General features: G+C 60.8%; 17 protein-coding genes. 1 reads left to right on the top strand and 16 read right to left on the bottom strand.

Annotation, left to right across the window (positions count from 1 at the left end; genetic code table 11):
- Window positions 1-17: 17 nt before the first annotated feature.
- The 13 genes from lpxC to ACR0DB_RS05550 form a co-directional block, all read right to left on the bottom strand.
- Entirely contained in the window at window positions 18-938 is a 921-nt protein-coding gene (lpxC, locus tag ACR0DB_RS05610; RefSeq protein WP_170769222.1) for a UDP-3-O-acyl-N-acetylglucosamine deacetylase, read from the bottom strand.
- A 213-nt stretch (window positions 939-1,151) separates the two neighbouring features.
- The gene (gene ftsZ, locus ACR0DB_RS05605) at window positions 1,152-2,750 is read right to left on the bottom strand and encodes a cell division protein FtsZ (RefSeq protein ID WP_480549438.1); all 1,599 of its coding nucleotides are present in this window, start codon (window positions 2,748-2,750) and stop codon (window positions 1,152-1,154) included.
- 750 nt (window positions 2,751-3,500) lie between these two features.
- The gene (gene ftsA, locus ACR0DB_RS05600; protein WP_170769828.1) at window positions 3,501-4,835 is read right to left on the bottom strand and encodes a cell division protein FtsA; all 1,335 of its coding nucleotides are present in this window, start codon (window positions 4,833-4,835) and stop codon (window positions 3,501-3,503) included.
- Between the two features lie 8 nt (window positions 4,836-4,843).
- Window positions 4,844-5,845 (bottom strand): cell division protein FtsQ/DivIB, encoded by a 1,002-nt coding sequence (locus ACR0DB_RS05595; RefSeq protein WP_480549436.1) that lies wholly within the window; start codon window positions 5,843-5,845, stop codon window positions 4,844-4,846.
- Entirely contained in the window at window positions 5,833-6,756 is a 924-nt protein-coding gene (locus tag ACR0DB_RS05590; RefSeq protein ID WP_480549434.1) for a D-alanine--D-alanine ligase, read from the bottom strand. The genes ACR0DB_RS05595 and ACR0DB_RS05590 overlap by 13 nt, the downstream gene beginning before the upstream one ends.
- A 102-nt stretch (window positions 6,757-6,858) precedes the next feature.
- Window positions 6,859-7,785 carry a UDP-N-acetylmuramate dehydrogenase gene (gene murB / locus ACR0DB_RS05585; protein ID WP_480549432.1) on the bottom strand — a complete coding sequence of 309 codons (927 nt, stop codon included), beginning with the start codon at window positions 7,783-7,785 and terminating at the stop codon, window positions 6,859-6,861.
- A gap of 45 nt (window positions 7,786-7,830) precedes the next feature.
- Entirely contained in the window at window positions 7,831-8,085 is a 255-nt protein-coding gene (locus ACR0DB_RS05580) for a DUF2484 family protein (protein WP_170784125.1), read from the bottom strand.
- Window positions 8,082-8,330, bottom strand: coding sequence for a DUF2484 family protein (locus ACR0DB_RS05575; RefSeq protein ID WP_170769215.1), 249 nt, complete (start codon window positions 8,328-8,330; stop codon window positions 8,082-8,084). The genes ACR0DB_RS05580 and ACR0DB_RS05575 overlap by 4 nt, the downstream gene beginning before the upstream one ends.
- A gap of 72 nt (window positions 8,331-8,402) precedes the next feature.
- Window positions 8,403-9,812: a UDP-N-acetylmuramate--L-alanine ligase gene (gene murC / locus ACR0DB_RS05570; RefSeq protein ID WP_480549429.1), complete on the bottom strand. Its 1,410-nt coding sequence runs from the start codon at window positions 9,810-9,812 to the stop codon at window positions 8,403-8,405.
- Window positions 9,809-10,900 (bottom strand): UDP-N-acetylglucosamine--N-acetylmuramyl-(pentapeptide) pyrophosphoryl-undecaprenol N-acetylglucosamine transferase, encoded by a 1,092-nt coding sequence (locus tag ACR0DB_RS05565; RefSeq protein WP_480549427.1) that lies wholly within the window; start codon window positions 10,898-10,900, stop codon window positions 9,809-9,811. The genes murC and ACR0DB_RS05565 overlap by 4 nt, the downstream gene beginning before the upstream one ends.
- Window positions 10,900-12,063 carry a putative lipid II flippase FtsW gene (gene ftsW / locus ACR0DB_RS05560; RefSeq protein WP_170769212.1) on the bottom strand — a complete coding sequence of 388 codons (1,164 nt, stop codon included), beginning with the start codon at window positions 12,061-12,063 and terminating at the stop codon, window positions 10,900-10,902. Before ftsW ends, ACR0DB_RS05565 begins: the two co-directional genes overlap by 1 nt.
- 155 nt (window positions 12,064-12,218) lie before the next feature.
- A complete protein-coding gene (locus ACR0DB_RS05555; protein ID WP_170784119.1) occupies window positions 12,219-12,575 on the bottom strand; it encodes a cupin domain-containing protein in 357 nt (118 codons plus the stop codon).
- Window positions 12,572-12,703: a hypothetical protein gene (locus ACR0DB_RS05550; protein WP_272871033.1), complete on the bottom strand. Its 132-nt coding sequence runs from the start codon at window positions 12,701-12,703 to the stop codon at window positions 12,572-12,574. Before ACR0DB_RS05550 ends, ACR0DB_RS05555 begins: the two co-directional genes overlap by 4 nt.
- Window positions 12,704-12,712: 9 nt before the next feature.
- Here ACR0DB_RS05550 and ACR0DB_RS05545 point away from each other — a divergent pair, with 9 nt between their 5' ends.
- Window positions 12,713-13,891, top strand: a complete 1,179-nt coding sequence (locus ACR0DB_RS05545) for a BaiN/RdsA family NAD(P)/FAD-dependent oxidoreductase (RefSeq protein ID WP_480549425.1) — start codon at window positions 12,713-12,715, stop codon at window positions 13,889-13,891.
- Between the two features lie 23 nt (window positions 13,892-13,914).
- Here ACR0DB_RS05545 and ACR0DB_RS05540 read toward each other — a convergent pair whose 3' ends face one another.
- The 3 genes from ACR0DB_RS05540 to mraY all read right to left on the bottom strand — a co-directional run bounded on the left by ACR0DB_RS05540 (window position 13,915) and on the right by mraY (window position 17,028).
- Entirely contained in the window at window positions 13,915-14,289 is a 375-nt protein-coding gene (locus tag ACR0DB_RS05540) for a glycine zipper family protein (protein WP_480549423.1), read from the bottom strand.
- Between the two features lie 105 nt (window positions 14,290-14,394).
- Window positions 14,395-15,795 (bottom strand): UDP-N-acetylmuramoyl-L-alanine--D-glutamate ligase, encoded by a 1,401-nt coding sequence (gene murD, locus ACR0DB_RS05535; RefSeq protein ID WP_480549422.1) that lies wholly within the window; start codon window positions 15,793-15,795, stop codon window positions 14,395-14,397.
- A gap of 150 nt (window positions 15,796-15,945) precedes the next feature.
- The gene (gene mraY, locus ACR0DB_RS05530; protein ID WP_170784112.1) at window positions 15,946-17,028 is read right to left on the bottom strand and encodes a phospho-N-acetylmuramoyl-pentapeptide-transferase; all 1,083 of its coding nucleotides are present in this window, start codon (window positions 17,026-17,028) and stop codon (window positions 15,946-15,948) included.
- Window positions 17,029-17,043: the final 15 nt, after the last annotated feature.

Below are 17,043 nucleotides of genomic sequence, written 5' to 3'. Positions count from 1 at the left end.
ACGCAGAGTTGATCCAATCAGGCGACAGCCGGGATTTCGTCCCAGATCAGGCCCTGACCGGGCAAACGCGCGGCTTGTTCGGCCGTGCACAGGATCGGTCGCACTGCGCCTGGCGTCTCGAAGAGGGTGCGCAGCAATGTGTTGGTCAACGAGTGGCCGGACTTGTCGCCGGTGAAACGACCCAGAATCGGACCGCCCGCGAGGTAGAGATCCCCCAGCGCGTCCAGCATCTTGTGGCGCACAGCCTCATCTGCGCGACGGAACCCGCCCGGCGTCAGAACCTCGTTCCCCTGAACCACCACGGCGTTTTCTAGCGTGCCACCCAGGGCCAGACCGTTTTCGCGCATCGCTTCAACATCTATGCGACGGCAGAAGGTGCGGCAATCGCTGAGTTCCCGCGCAAACGATCCGTTGCGCATGTCCAGCGTTTTGGTCTGACGGCCAATGGCGCCATCTTCAAAGTCGATGTGGAAGTCAATGATCAGACCGTCCGCAGGCGCAATCGACGCACTGGCCCCCTCACGCGAGGCAGTTACGGGCTTGAGCACCTCATAGGCCAACACCGGGCTGGCCTGACGGCGCACACCTTTGGTCATGATCCCGCGTACAAATTCGATCGAAGACCCATCCATGATCGGCACTTCGGGACCGTCAATCTCGATCAGTGCGTTGTGAACACCACAACCCGCCAGCGCTGCCATGATATGTTCGACCGTCGATACCGACACACCCGCCTCGTTCACCAGACGCGTACACAGCGGGGTCCGCTCCACCACGTCGTAAATCGCAGGGATCAGCGCATTGCCCAGATCAATATCCGTCCGTTTGAACCAGATGCCATGACCGGCGGCTGCCGGTTTGAGAACCATGTTTGCAGGCTTGCCGCTGTGCAGCCCGACACCGGTAAACGTGATCGGAGATTTGAGCGTATGTTGCAATGTGGGCCTCGGTGAGTGGTGTCCGGCCTGCTTTGGCCGTGTTGGGCATTCAGTTAAGGAACGCAGGCGAAAGGCTCAACTCACTCTTTGTAACCGAATGAAACATGAATGTAACAGATCGGCAAAACCCTGCTTACATCGGGGTATATTGTTGTTTTGAAACGAAAAAGGGCCGCCACTAGGCGACCCCTTCTACGTATTTTGTTACCGCGATCAGTTCGCCTGACGGCGCAAGAAGGCCGGAATTTCGATCCGTTCCTGCTCGGGATCGGCCTGATCATGGGCCGGAGCCGTGGCGTCAGACTGGCGCATCACGGGCTGCTGACGCTGCGGTTGGGCCGGGGTATCCGCCGCGTGACCGGTCATCCGGTCAATCAGACGGTTGAAGCCAAACCGCGGGCGATCCGCCTCGGATTGCGGCGCCGGAGCGGGTTGCGGACGCGGTGCCATATGGCTGCGATCCCCCGTCGGGACGTTCTGTACAGCGGCTTGCAGACGCTGCAATGCTTCGGGCGACGGAGTGCCTGCTGCAGGCTGAGGCTGCGGCGCATAGCTTTCCGGAGCAGGCTCGACCGGCTCGGGCGTCGGCTCGAATTCGGCGACACGTGGCTGATAAGCCGGAGGCGGCAGGCCATCATCGTCCTGTTCAGCCTGAGGTTGGAAACGGGGCTCGGATGGCTCCTCTGTCGCCTCGAACAGCGACGGTTCACGCACGGGCTCGGCCTCGACCGGTTCGGCAACCGCTGCCGGGGCTTCTTCTTCAGCCGCTTCTTCTTCTGCTGAAACCGTGCGGGTCAGTGGAGCCGACATCGAACGGCGTGCAACCGGCACGTCCTCGGATTTCTCAGTGGCGTCGATGCCAGTGGCCACGACCGACACGCGCATGCCACCTTCCATCGCGGTATCCAGAGTCGAGCCGACGATGATGTTGGCCTCGGGGTCCACTTCCTCGCGGATGCGGTTGGCGGCTTCGTCCAGTTCGAAAAGGGTCAGGTCGTGCGAGCCGGTGATGTTGATCAGCACGCCTTTGGCACCCCTGAGGCTGATCTCGTCCAGCAACGGGTTGGCAATCGCCTTCTCGGCGGCCTGAACCGCGCGATCTTCGCCGGTGGCCTCGCCAGTGCCCATCATCGCCTTGCCCATCTCGTCCATCACGGCGCGCACATCGGCAAAATCGAGGTTGATCAAGCCCGGACGCACCATCAGGTCGGTCACGCCTTTAACGCCCTGATACAGAACGTCATCGGCCATCGAGAATGCCTCGGTGAATGTTGTCTTTTCATTCGCCAGACGGAACAGGTTCTGGTTCGGGATAATGATCAGCGTGTCGACAACCTTTTGCAGCGCCTCAACACCGTCTTCGGCCTGACGCATCCGCTTGGCGCCTTCGAACTGGAAGGGTTTGGTCACAACACCCACCGTCAAAACGCCCAGCTCACGCGCGGCCTGCGCGATGATCGGAGCCGCACCCGTACCGGTGCCGCCGCCCATACCGGCGGTGATGAAGCACATATGCGCGCCTGCCAGATGATCGACGATCTGCTCGATGCTCTCTTCGGCGGCGGCTGCGCCAACGGTCGGGCGCGCCCCTGCCCCCAGACCTTCGGTGACCTTCACGCCAAGCTGCACGCGCGCCGAGGATTGGCTTTGCTGCAATGCTTGCGCGTCTGTGTTGGCGACGACGAAATCCACGCCATCCAACTCTTTTTCAATCATATTATTGACGGCGTTACCACCTGCGCCGCCTACGCCAAATACCGTAATCCGAGGCTTCAGTTCATCGTGCCCGGGCATCGAAAGATTCAATGTCATGCTTCTGTCCGCCTGTTTATATGCTCCGCCAACGCGGTGTTTTTCTTACCTATCCTTAAACAACCCTACCGACCGAAACCGCAAAGGTCACGCCAAAAATCGTCAGACTCCACAAAATATGGAGGAATTAAGGCATAATCCGCCGGTATTTCGTATTGTTTGCCAGATGTTGCGGAATGAACTCAATCCAACACAAAACATACCCCTTGCCCGAGGGCCGCAGGCGGATGCGCGGACTGCGATTCAATCGTTTTTTAGGGTGCGGAAACCTGCTCGGGTCCTCGCATTGGGCCTCTGACGGGCCTTGTGGATATCTTGCGGGATTCGACGCCTCTCCGCAAGGGAATTCTTCAACCAATAGGAGTACTTGGACAACTTAAGCTGTCGTCCGAGATACTACGCACCTCTTGAATTTCACCGTTCGTAATGTCCGCCAAACGCACCATCAGACGATCATTGTAGACAAACGGCCACCAACACACGGGGAGGCCATCAGGATCGTCGTCATATAGGAAACAAATCTTACCATCTGGGGTGGTAATCTGACCGTAGACACAACCCCTACCTTCCATCCGCCAGACTGAGAGAGTCGGACTCAGGAACTCTTCGGTACCGACCGGGTCACCGCCGGGCAGAAGATGGAATCGGACCGTCTTGCCTTGCACTGCATCCAGAAACGCCTCGGGCGTTATCAGGGTCTGCGCGCGGACAGACGCCGGAATCGCGGCAACCAGCGCCGCGATCAGGAGTTTACCAATTGTCACGGAACCAGCGCACGGCGCGTTTGAACGGGCGTGCGGCATAGGTATCGACGGGAATCTCGAAATCCCACCATTCATCCTGCGGATGCGCCGCAAACAGGCTGAGCCCCACCACGGATGAGAATCCTGGCCCCGTCGCTGATTGCGGCAAGCCGTGTACGCGCAATGGGCGGCCCAAACGCACGCGCTGGCCCAGAATTCGAGTCGCCAGCCCATCCAGCCCCATGATCTGACTACCGCCACCGGTTAGAACGATCTGTTGGCTAGGCAGATGGTCGAACCCAGCGGCGTCCAGACGAATGCGGACTTCCTCGAGGATTTCTTCGACTCGGGGACGCATGATGCCGATCAACTCGGCCCGGCTGACGGTGCGGCGGTCATGTTCCCAATCGCCGGTATCGCCACCGATGTCGATCAGGTCGCGGTCATCTGCCCCGGTCGCGTGAACACCGCCGTTGAAGGTCTTGATCCGTTCGGCCACATTCGCAGGCACGCCAAGACCCATCGAGATATCGCTGGTCACGTGATCCCCACCCATGCGCACGCAATCGGCGAAAATCATGTGCTTTTTCATAAAGATAGACACGCTGGTGGTACCGCCACCCATGTCAATACAGGCCGCGCCGAGCTCTTGCTCATCCTCGACCAGTGCAGAAATCCCCGACACATAGGCCGAGTTCGCGATCCCTGCCAGTTCCAAGTCACACCGCTTTATGCAGCGCACGATGTTCTGGATCGCAACCGCATCCACGGTCAGCATATGCATATCGACGGCCAGCGACTGCCCCATCTGGCCACGCGGATCAATCAAACCCGAGCGGTTGTCCAAGGCAAAATTCACAGGCTGCGCGTGCAACACTTCGCGGCCGGCACCATAGTCGGGGACATCGCAGGCGTTCAGCACCCGACCGACCTCGGCCTCGCTGACCACCTGCCCTTCCAGATCGACCTGCGCATCCAGACCGTAGGACCGAGGATTCGCGCCCGAAAAACAGGCAATGACGTGATCAACACGGATCTCGGCCATTTTCTGCGCCGCTTGCAGGGCGGTTCGAATGGCCCGTTCGGTTTCCTGCATCGCGGTGACTTCACCGAATTGCACCCCACGCGACCGAGTCGTCGCCGCGCCGATCACCCGGAACCCGGTCTGGCCGGCCAGTGACCCGATCCCGCTATCTTCATGCAGACGACCAGCACCGTCGAACCGCAGCACAAGGCAGGAAATCTTCGAGCTGCCAACATCCAGAATGGCCACGACACCGCGCTGCATTGCCTGCCTGCGCATCTGCCGCATGGCCCGTTGGGACTGATAAAGATCGGTCATCATGGTCGTTACTGCCTGCTACTCACATCGGTTTTAGTACCCCACCAGTCGTCGCTGGCGGCTTTGGTCATTCGTATCGTCGGACGCTGGCCGAGGCGCATGTCCACAACGGCCACGTCACGTTCCAACAGGTCCTGCACTTCGTTCACCGCCAACACATGCTCCAGCGCACGCACGGGACGTTCGGTGGGCAACATGATGCGCTGGCCGCGATCCAGAACCAAATCCCAGCGGCGCTCGCCTATGCGTACCAACCCGCGCACACGCGCACCAAGGCTGCGGGCGGTTGTCAGAAGTTGCAGTGCCTCGTCGACATGCGCATCCGCGCCTTTACCTGCAATTAGTGGCAGATGCGCATGATCCTTGCGCGAGGTGATTCGTTCCACATGTGCGCCGGTTTCGTCCAGCAACTCGGTCCCGCTGCGGGTGCGCCAAACCACGACGGGCTGACGCTCGACCACATCCACCTGCAAGATACCGCCGGGGCGGATCCGAACGGTGGCGGATTTAACCGGATCAAGCCCGGTAATCGTGTCGCGGATCTGTTCGGCATCCAGATCCCAGGAACTGATCGGGAAATCCAGCGGCACGACCTCGCGGATATCTTCGGACAGGTTGGTCCCTGCCCCGTCGATCGCCATCAGATTGACCATGAATTCCGGTCGCTGCTGGATCGAGGTCTTGATGTCGTTGACATAGGCCACAACCGCCTCGCGCCGATCTTCAGCACTGAAATAGAGCGTAGTGGCCGCGCAGATTGCAAACACAGGCAGGCCGTACTTCAACCCGCGCCGAATACTCGGTGTCAGCATCCAACGTTGTATCCGGTAGCTCAGCCGCGATGGCGCCGGATCGAACCTCTGCGATTTACGGCCAAACAGCTTAACCCCGCCCAGCCGCAGCTTGGGCTGCGTATCGTGCCGTTCGCCCGATGCAAAATCAGCATCAGGGCCGGACGGCTGCGTGGTCCGACGAATGACGGGGGCACGGGTGGCTCTTAGCGGTCGCATGAGGCGTCCTCCACCATCCAGGCGCAAAGCTGTCCGAAACTCATGCCGCAATGCTCGGCCTGTTCGGGCACCAGCGAGGTCGGTGTCATGCCCGGCTGGGTGTTGGTTTCCAACAGGAACAGACCGTCCGCACCCATGCTGTCATCCCAGCGGTAGTCGGTGCGGCTGACACCCCGACACCCCAAGGCATTATGAGCCTTCAGTGCATAGTCCATGCAGCGGTCAAAGATGTCCTGCGGGATGTCGGCAGGCAGGACGTGCCACGAGCCGCCGGGCTTGTACTTGGCGTCATAGTCATACCAGCCGCCATTGGTCATGATCTCGGTCACGGTCAAGGCGCGGTCGCCCATCACGGTCACGGTCAGCTCGCGGCCCGCCACGTATTTCTCGACCATCACATGATCTGGCATATCCTCGGACAGGCGTGGAGGGCAGTTTGCGCCTTCATGGACAATGTAGATACCCACGCTGGAGCCTTCGTTGTTCGGTTTGGCCACATAGGGCGGCTCCATCACATGGGATACCGCGACCTGTTGCTTGGGTAGGATCACGCTGGGAACGATCGGCAAGCCTTCGGTCTGGTAGATCTCTTTGCTGCGTTGTTTGTCCATCGCCAAGGCCGAGGCCAGCACCCCGGAATGCGTGTACGGAAGGCGCATCCATTCCAACAAGCCCTGCACACAGCCGTCTTCGCCCCAGCGCCCATGCAGCGCGTTGAAAACCACATCTGGCTTGATTTCCGACAGGCGCGCAGAAAGGTCGGGACCCGCGTCCAGTTCGACCACTTCAAAGCCTTCTCCCCTAAGGGCGGCTGCGCATTCGCGCCCGCTGCTGAGAGACACCTCGCGTTCCGCCGAGGGGCCGCCCATCAATACCGCCACTTTGGGGTGTGTCCTGCTCGACTTACCCACTTAGCGCCTCAATGTCCCCGGACCTTATGTGGTGGTCCGTACTGCGTTTATGCCTTTGATCCGTCGCCTGAATTTGCCTGTTTTGGTCTGACGGCTGGGGCTTTATTCTTTCAACGGATCTCCGACCCGCATGATTTCCCACTCTAGCGTGATGCCGCTTGTTTCGTAAACCTTTTTTCGCACCTCTTCGCCCAGACCTTCGAGGTCGGCGGCAGTGGCACCGCCAGTGTTGATCAGGAAATTCGAGTGCTTCTCGCTCATCTGCGCGCCACCTTTGGTGGCCCCGCGCATTCCGGCATCGTCGATCACTTTCCACGCCTTCAGATCGTGCACGTCATCCGCCCGTCCGGTCGAGGAAAACCCAGCCGGGTTGCGAAAGGTCGAACCTGCGCTGCGGTCTTTGGTGGGTTGGGTCTCATCGCGTTTTTGCAATTGCGCCGCCATCCGGTCATGCAGCGCTTGTGGATCACCCGCGGGCCCCTCGAACGTGGCCGAAATCAGCACCGCCCCATCGGGCAAATCCGACTGGCGATAGCGGAAGTTCAGGTCCTGCGGCGTCAGGTCCACGACCTCGCCCTGGCGCGTGACAATTGTGGCTCTGCGCAACACATCCGCCGTGTAGCTGCCATAGCAGCCCGCGTTCATCCGCACCGCCCCACCGACCGAGCCCGGAATGGTCCGCAAAAACGTGAGGTCCACGCCCGCATCTGCCGCCTTGCGCGCCACATGTGCATCCAGCGCCGCGGCACCCGCTGTAACGGTGTTACCTGCGATCTCGATCCCGTTGAACCCGCGCCCTAGCCGGATCACCACGGCGCGCAAGCCGCCATCCCGGACGATCAAGTTTGACCCAACACCCATGGGGAACACGTCGAAATCTGCGGGCAGGTCGCGCAGAAACCCTTTCAGATCGTCGATATCCGCAGGTTGGAACAAGTAATCTGCTGGACCGCCGACACGAAGCCATGTCAGGTCATTCAACGCTCGGTTCTGGGTCAGCTTGCCACGGGGTTCTGGAAGAGATGTCATTCGGGTTCCTTCGCGGATTTACTTCCTCCGCGCAAGCCGTATCTGTCACTGAGCCGAACCGAGCATCCGACGTATCCAACGCCCCAGATAAATCACCGGCCAGCGCAGCACGGACATACCCATCGCCAGCACCAACAGTCCGATCCACGGGCCGTTCTGCAAGGTGACATAGCCCAATATCGGAATCCCCACCGCAATCAGGACATAGGCGCGGGTCCAGTGGTTGTCTTTGCTGGGGATCATCGCCAGCACATTCGCGGCGATTCCCCACAACGCAGCCAGAGCGATTGACCAATTCATTCCTGAACCTCCTGCCCGGTCCAACGGTGCCAGTAGTGGCGGATCGGTCTACGGAACATGGATGCAAACCCCGCGAAGGCCAGCACTGAAACGAACCAGCCGAAATCATGGCCCAACCAGACGATCAGCGCGGGGGCACTGACGAACAGCACAACGCCGGGCGGAAACTGCAGACGCAACGGCAACATCGCCACGATGGTCGAGGCAATCACCCAAAGTCCCGCAAACACCACTGAATTTACCATGCGCCCCTCCGAGGACGTTGTTTCGCGGCTGCAAACGCTCAAAGCAGTCGAGCGTCAAGTTGGTTCCCTGCGTCACACAGCTTGTTTACGTTGCAAACGGTCCGGCAAACTGTTGGCCCAGGCGCTGATTGTCCCGGCCCCGAGGCAAACGACCATGTCACCGGGGCGAGCTTGTTCGCGGACCAAACGTTCCAGATCGTTTTCATCCAGCAGAGCACGGGCGTGGCGGTGACCGTGGCGGATCAGGCCCTGCACCAGATCATCGCGGGATGCGCCCTCGATCGGGTCTTCACCCGCAGCGAAAATATCAGCGATTGCGACCACGTCGGCGTCGTTGAAACAGGTGCAGAAATCCTCGAACAGGTTCGACAGGCGCGAATAGCGGTGCGGTTGGTGAACGGCGATCACACGCCCATCGCTGGCTTGGCGCGCGGCTTTCAGCACGGCGGCAATCTCAACCGGGTGGTGGCCATAGTCGTCGATGATGGTAACACCATCGACCTCGCCGACCTTGGTAAAGCGGCGATTGACGCCACCGAAATTGGCCAGCGCATCGCGGATTTCAGCGGTTTTCATGCCCAGATGGCGGGCAACGGCCACGGCGGACAAAGCGTTCGAAACATTGTGGTCGCCGGGCATGGGCAAGGTGCAGCCTTGGATCACCGTGTCTTCGTATTGCAGGTGGATATCGAAATGCGCGACACCGCCCTTATAAGTCAGGTTCACGGCCCGCACATCAGCCTGCGCGTTGAACCCATAGGTGCGCACCCGGCGGTCGCTGATGCGACCCACCAGCGTCTGCACCTCGGCATGGTCGGTACAGCACACGGCCAGACCATAGAACGGCAGGTTCGAGACGAACTCATAAAAGCCATCCCGCAGCCGGTCGAAATCACCCCAATGCTCCATATGCTCGGGGTCGATATTGGTGACGATGGCAATGGTTGCAGGCAGGCGATTGAACGAGCCGTCGGATTCGTCGGCCTCGACCACCATCCATTCACCCTGTCCCATCCGCGCGTTGGACCCATAGGCATGGATGATGCCGCCATTGATCACGGTTGGATCGAAATCACCGGCCACCATCAACTCGGCCATCATGGTGGTCGTGGTGGTCTTGCCGTGGGTGCCGGCGATGGCGATGTTGGATTTCAGGCGCATCAGCTCGGCCAGCATATCGGCGCGGCGCACAACCGGCAGGCCCTGCGCGCGGGCGCCATCCAGTTCCGGGTTGCCCGGTTTAATCGCTGTAGAGACCACAACGACGGCTGCGTTTTCAAGGTTTTCTGCGCGTTGGCCCACGAAAATCTCGGCCCCCAGCCCGGCCAGACGGTCGGTGATCTTGGACGCTTTCAGGTCCGAGCCCTGCACCCGGTAGCCCAGGTTCAACAGCACCTCGGCAATCCCCGACATCCCGATCCCGCCGATACCAACGAAATGGATCGGCCCTACGTCTTGCGGCAGTTTGGTGGCTGGATTCATGTGGTCTCCTTCTGCGCCAGCTCTTCGACAAGGTGAACCAAACGCTCGGTCGCGTCCGGGGCTCCGGTCGATAGGGCGGCACGGGCCATCTTTTGTGCGGCCTCGGGGTTTTTCAGAACGGCAGTGATTTGCTCGGTCAGCGCGGCAACGTCAAGCAGGTTTTCGGGGATCATGATCGCGCCGCCCGCCTGCACTAGCCCGCGCGCATTGGCGGTTTGATGGTCGCCCGCAGCGGCGGCAAAGGGGACAAGGATTGAGGGCCGCCCGATGACCGAGATATCGGCCACACTGGACGCGCCCGAGCGGCTGATCACCAACTGCGCATCCGACATCCGCCGGGGGACGTCATCGAAAAAGGGCAGAACCTCGGCCCGGATGCCATGGTCAGCGTAAAAGGCGGTGACACGTTCACCATCTTCATCGCGGGCCTGATGGGCCACGCGGATATGGTCGCGCAGGTCTTCCGGCAGCGCCGCAAGCGCGCCGGGCACCACATCACTGAGGATACGCGCACCCTGGCTGCCACCCATCACCAGAACTGACATCGGGTAGTCTCCGGGCGGGATATAGCCTGCCGCGGCACGTTCCAGCACCGCGCCGCGCACCGGGTTGCCGGTATGGACGCCCTTTGCGCCGTCGGGCAAATCCGTGGGCCAGACCCCGCAGGCCACCTGCGCCACGCGCTTGGCAAACAGCTGGTTGACCCGCCCCAACACGCCGTTCTGCTCATGGATCATGCGCGGAACGGTCAACAGCGTCGCTGCCCCCAGCGCCGGGATCGAAGGATAGCCACCGAAGCCAACCACCACATCCGGGCGGTCGCGCATCATTTGCATCGCCATGCTGGTTACGCCGCCCGCAATCTTTGGCCCGACCAGCGCCTTGGCCGCCAGCCCGCCACGCGCGAAGGTGGCCGAAGTCGCCTCGACAATCTCGGTCGAATGGGGAAATCCGCCGGTATAGCGCGCACCGCGCGCATCAGTGGACAGGCGCACGCGCCAGCCTTTCTGCAGCATCGCCTCGGCCAGCGCCTGCGCGGGGAACATGTGCCCCCCGGTGCCGCCTGCCGCGATCAAAAGATAAGGCATCAGCCGCGACCGCGTAGAATGTCACCCAGCTCACCCTGCGGGCGGGTTCGGGTGAAGGCCAGCAACATGCCCACGGCGATGCCGCCCGCAATCAGGGACGAGCCGCCGTAGCTGACGAACGGCAGCGTCATGCCCTTGGCGGGCAACAAACGCACCGCCACACCCATGTTGATCATCGCCTGAACGCCGAACATGCAGGCCAGACCGGTGCCTGCCAGACGGATGAACATGTCACGCTCGCGCATCAACCGCAGCAGCGAGCGCACGACGATCAGCGAATAAAGCGCGATGATGATCAGCACCAGGATCAGCCCATATTCCTCGGCCGCGACAGCGATGATGAAATCGGTATGCGCATCGGGCAAGGACCACTTCACCTGCCCCTCCCCCACGCCAACGCCGAACAGACCGCCTTCGCGGATCGCGTTGGTGGCATAGCCAAGCTGCGTGGTCGGATCGACCTCTTGGTTCAGGAAACCGTCAATGCGGCGGGCAAAGTGCTCCGAGTTGGAATAGGCCAGCATTCCGCCCAGCACTACGGCCCCCGCCATGCCCACCAGAAGCAGCATCGGCGCACCGGCCACGAAATACATCACGCCCCAGCCAAACAGGATAAGGCAGGCCTGCCCGAAATCCGGTTGAAGTACCAGCATCGCCACAATCGCCATACAAAGCGCGAACGACCACAATCGCCCCGGCGGGCCATTGATCTCTTGCGAAGCCGCCAGCAGCCACGCGGCGACAACGATGAAGCCGGGTTTCAGGAACTCAGAAGGTTGCAGCGAGGCAAATCCCAGCGAATACCAGCGCACCGCGCCCTTGCCGAAATCGGTCCCGAAGACCGGCAGGAAAGCCAGCGCCACAAACGCGCCCAGAAAACCCAGTACCGCCAAACGTCGCACCAGTGTGGGCGACATCATCGAGGTCAACAGCATCGCCACCAGCGCCAACCCGCCAAAGAGCGCCTGCCGTTCGACATAGTGGAACGGATCGAACCCGTTGCGCCCAGCCAGCGGCGGCGATGAAGCCAGCCCCAGCAACAAGCCAATGACAAACAGGATCAAAACGCAGGACATGGTCCAGCGATCAATCGTGCGCCACCACTTTGGTAGAATCGGTTCGCCGCGCGTGTCCTGGACCGCGCCATACACCATCTCAGTCATGAGATACCGCCACTCTCTGCCTCGTTCACGCCCCGTTTTCGGGGTCTGATTGAGACTCTACAGCGGTTTTGCCGTTTGGGCTAGGGAAATAAGGGAAAGATAGGAAAATCTCCGCTTAGCGCGGAGACGCCAGCAGATCGGCAAAACGACCAGTGTCACAGCCTTGGCTTGGGTGCCGCGGGCTGGTCGGAATCGCCCGAATTCGGCTCTCCCTTCGGTTCGATCAGCAGCACCTTGACCTCGCGCTCTGCACGCGGACGGTGCACGACACCTGTGGGAACCACAAAGATCTCTCCGGCCCGCACGGTTTGCGAGGGCTGGCCTTCGATATCCATGATCATCTCACCCTCGAGCACCAGAAAGAAATCGTCGGTGGTGTCATGTTTGTGGAACGGAAACTCGCCCTGAAATTTCACCACCATGACGTCATTCTGGTTGTAGTCGGCGACGACATGCGGGTCCCAATGTGTTGAGAATTGCGCCAGCTTTTCTTGCAGGTTGATCGGGTTCATTTCGGTTCCATCGGGTGTGCGGTGACAGGGAAATACCCCATATCATTCGAGAACTCGCAGGCGATTTGCAAGCCTGCACGGATCAACACAGCGTATGGGGCCTTGTCTTTCGCCCTGATCCAAGCCATCCCCCGCGCATGAGCTATGACACGATCATCCTGGGTGCCGGTGCTGCTGGCATGATGTGCGCGGCCAATTGTGGCGGGCGGGTTCTGGTGATCGACCACGCCAAAGCGCCGGGTGAGAAGATCCGCATCTCGGGCGGTGGGCGATGCAATTTCACCAATATGCATGCGGGGCCGGGCAATTTCCTGTCGCAAAACCCGCATTTCTGCAAATCCGCGCTGGCACGGTACACGCAGTGGGATTTCGTTGATCTGGTTGGTCGCCATGGCATCGCATGGCACGAGAAAACGCTGGGGCAGTTGTTTTGCGACGGCTCGTCGAAGCAGATCATCCAGATGTTGCTGGATGAGATGGCGCGCGCCGGGGCCGAGCTGTGGGTGCAAACTAGTCTTCGCGATCTGCGCAAGACCGAAGCTGGGTTCGCGTTGGAGGTCGAGCGGGAAGGTCAGCGTCACGACCTGACCTGCCGCAATCTGGTGCTGGCTACCGGTGGCAAGTCCATCCCCAAGATGGGCGCGACCGGGCTGGCCTATGACATCGCGCGACAGTTCGGCCTGCGGGTCACGGATACCCGCGCGGCGCTGGTGCCCTTCACCTTCTCGGATGGCCGGTTCAAAGAGCTGTCAGGCGTGTCCGTACCTGCGCGCCTGTCGAACGCGCGCACCAGCTTTGATGAGGCGTTGTTGTTCACCCATCGCGGCCTCAGCGGACCGTCAGTGCTGCAACTGTCATCCTATTGGCGTGAAGGCGAGGCGATCTGCGTCAACCTGATCGCGGACTTGCCCCTGTTCGACCTGCTACGCGATCAGCGTCAGGCCGGAGGGCGCAAGGCCCTGACCACCGAACTGGCCCGCCACCTGCCCGCGCGGTTGGTGGAGTACCTGAAGCACCACATTCCGATGAGCGGAAACTTGGCCGATCAGTCCGACGCCGCCCTGACCGATCTCACAGCGGCTCTGTCCGACTGGCCCCTGACTCCGTCGGGCACCGAAGGCTATCGCACCGCCGAGGTCACATTGGGTGGGATCGACACAGATGATCTGTCGTCCAAAACGATGGAGGCCAGGGATGTCCCCGGCCTCTATGCGATTGGTGAAGCGGTGGATGTCACCGGGTGGCTGGGCGGCTATAACTTCCAGTGGGCGTGGTCCTCGGGCCACGCGGCCGCAACGGCTATCGCAGGGCGATAACCGTCACTTCAGTTTGCGCAGATTTAGCCGACGACTGCATAGCCACGGTTGCGCATGCAGTTGCGCACGATGACTTCCTGGTTCTGAGTATTGCTGATCGCGCTGGCCCCTGCCCCGACAATGGCACCAGCAACTGCCGCGCGGCCAAGATCACTGGCGCTGTCGTCGATGATAGCCTTGGTGCCTGCGACACCTGCAGCGCCAATCGCCGCAGCCCCTGCCGTGTTACCATCCACCACCGGTTGCGACCGGGCCAGCGCCTGACATTGGGCCAGATCCGCGTTGTAGTTCGGACCCACGGGCCCATCGACCACGGGCTGGTAATTGGCACCCACATTGGTGCAGGCCCCCGCAACAAGCAGAGCGGGCAGGATCAAAGAGACTTTACGGTAGGACATAATCTTAACCTCACATTGAATTTGGTGGCACGCAAAACCAAAAATGCTGGTGCGTCAAGCAGATGGCACCGCAGCTTGGCGCAACCGGCGGTCTATTGCAAATCCTTAGTCCGCCAGCCGCTTCTGCACCTCTGCCGTGAAGTCGTCGCCTCGTTGTTCAAAATTGTCATATTGGTCGAAGCTGGCCGCCGCCGGGGCCAGCAAGACCGTCTCACCCGGTTGGGCATCGGCGAAGGCCTGCGCCACGGCTGCGCCCATGGTGGTGCAAACCTGCGCCTCGGCCTCAAGCTGCATGGCAAAACCAGCAGCCTCACGCCCGATGACATAGGCTTTGACAACATGGTCCTTCGCGCCGTTCAGAGCGTCCAGCCCGCCCTCTTTCTCAAGCCCACCGCAAATCCAGCGAATCTTCTTGAACGCGCGCAAGGCCTTGAGCGCGCTGTCCACATTGGTGGCCTTTGAGTCGTTTACATAGATGACGCCGTCCGCCTCGGCGATGATCTGACTGCGATGCGGCAAGCCCGGATAGCTGTGCAGCGCATCTTCGATCACGCGCGGGGCCAACCCCAGCGCGCGGCACGCTGCATAGGCGGCACAGGCGTTTTGATGGTTATGGGTACCCGGCAGACCCTTGATCTCACGCAGGTCAATCGCGCCGGTTTGGCGGCCTTTGCGGTATTCCGAAAGAAACCCCTTGCGCGCAAAAACCTGCCACCCCGGCCCCGTCAGCTTGCGCGTGACCGAAATCCGCATGACCCGGTCATCCGCGGGCCCCTCGGCCAGTTGGCCTGCCAGAAACGCACCTTCTTTCTCATCCACTCCGATCACCGCGCAGTCGGGCCCGCCTTCGGCGAACAGGCGGCGCTTGGCCGCGAAATAGCCGCCCATCCCGCCATGCCGATCAAGATGATCGGGCGACAGGTTGGTAAAAACCGCCACATCCGGCGTCAGCGCACGCGCCAGTTCGGTCTGATAGCTCGACAGTTCCAGCACGACGACCGAGCCATCGCCCCCCGGCTCGATATCCAGCACACCGCGCCCGATATTGCCCGCCAGTTGCGTTTCTCGCCCGGCCGCAGTCAGAATATGATGGATCAGCGCGGCGGTCGTTGATTTACCGTTCGACCCCGTGACCGCTATGACCCGCGGAGGGGTGTCGAAATTGTTCCACTCCGGCCCGGCGAAAGACAGAAAAAACAGGCCGATATCATTGTCCACCGGCACCCCGGCCTCCAATGCCGCCGCAACAACCGGGTTCGGCTCGGGGTAGAGATGCGGAATGCCGGGGGAAACGATCAGGCTCACGATATCGTCAAACGCACCTTGCCGCCGCAGATCAGCGCAAGTGAACCCCTCGGCTTCGGCCTTTTCTCGGGCTGCTGGGTTGTCATCCCAACAGATCGGTTCAGCCTTCCCGGCCCGCAGGGACCGCGCGGTCGCCAACCCGGATCGCCCCAGCCCCAGAACTGCAATTTTCTGTCCTGAACACCCTTTGACCGGGATCATGCCGCCCACCTTCTTCTGCCGCCAAATGCGCCGCCACACTGCGCAGAAGAAACCAGCATTGGCAAGAGACGCAAAAGGCTCGCGCGTCAGCGCGAGCCGGGCCCAACTGGTGGCAGGCGGGCCGCAGGCCCTCCGAACCAGGCGGGAGCGTTACCGGACCTTCAGCGTCGCCAATCCGATCATCGCCAGGATCAGCGAGATGATCCAGAACCGGATCACAATCGTCGGCTCGGCCCAACCTTTTTTCTCATAGTGATGATGGATCGGCGCCATCAGGAACACCCGTCGCCCGGTCCGTTTGAAATACAGCACCTGAATGATAACACTCAGCGCCTCGACCACGAACAGGCCGCCAACAACAGCCAGCACCAGTTCGTGCTTCGTGGCCACCGCTATCGCCCCCAAAGCACCGCCCAAGGCCAACGACCCCGTGTCACCCATGAACACCGCCGCCGGGGGTGCATTGTACCACAGGAACCCAAGTCCCGCGCCGAAGAGCGCCGAGGTAAAGATAAAAATCTCGCCAGTCCCCGGCACATAATGCACGTCCAGATATTCGGTAAAGTCGACCCGCCCAACCGCATAGGCAATCACACCCAAAGTCGAGGCTGCAATCATCGCAGGCATAATCGCCAACCCGTCCAACCCGTCGGTTAGGTTCACCGCATTCGCAGCCCCCACGATCACAACAATCGCAAACGGGATATAGAAAATACCCAGATTAACCAGCGTATCCTTGAACACCGGCACCGCCAATTGGTTCTGCAACGCCTCTGGGTGGTGCAGCGTTGCCCAGACCGAGGCCAGCACTGCAATCAACACGCCCAAAGCCAAGCGCATCTTCCCTGATACGCCCTTGGTGTTCTGTTTGGAGACCTTGGCGTAGTCATCCGCAAAGCCAATCGCCGCATATGCCAAAGTCACGAACAAAACCATCCAAACATAGGGGTTGTCCCACCGCGCCCAGACCAGCGTCGACGTGACCAGAGCACCCACGATCAGCAAGCCCCCCATCGTTGGCGTTCCCGCCTTGGAAAAATGCCCCTCGGGACCATCGTCACGGATCGGCTGACCCTTGCCCTGCTTGCGACGCAGCACATTGATCAGCGGTTTGCCGAAGATAAACCCAAAGATCAGCGCTGTCATAAAGGCACCACCCGCACGGAAGGTGATATAGCGAAAGAGGTTAAAGAAGTCCCCGCCATCCGATAGGCCGGTCAACCAATAGAGCATCCTAGTACCTTTCTG

Source organism: Ruegeria sp. AB6 (assembly GCF_056542685.1).
Note: the sequence above shows the minus strand (reverse complement) of the source record. Positions and strands in the feature narration are given on the sequence as shown.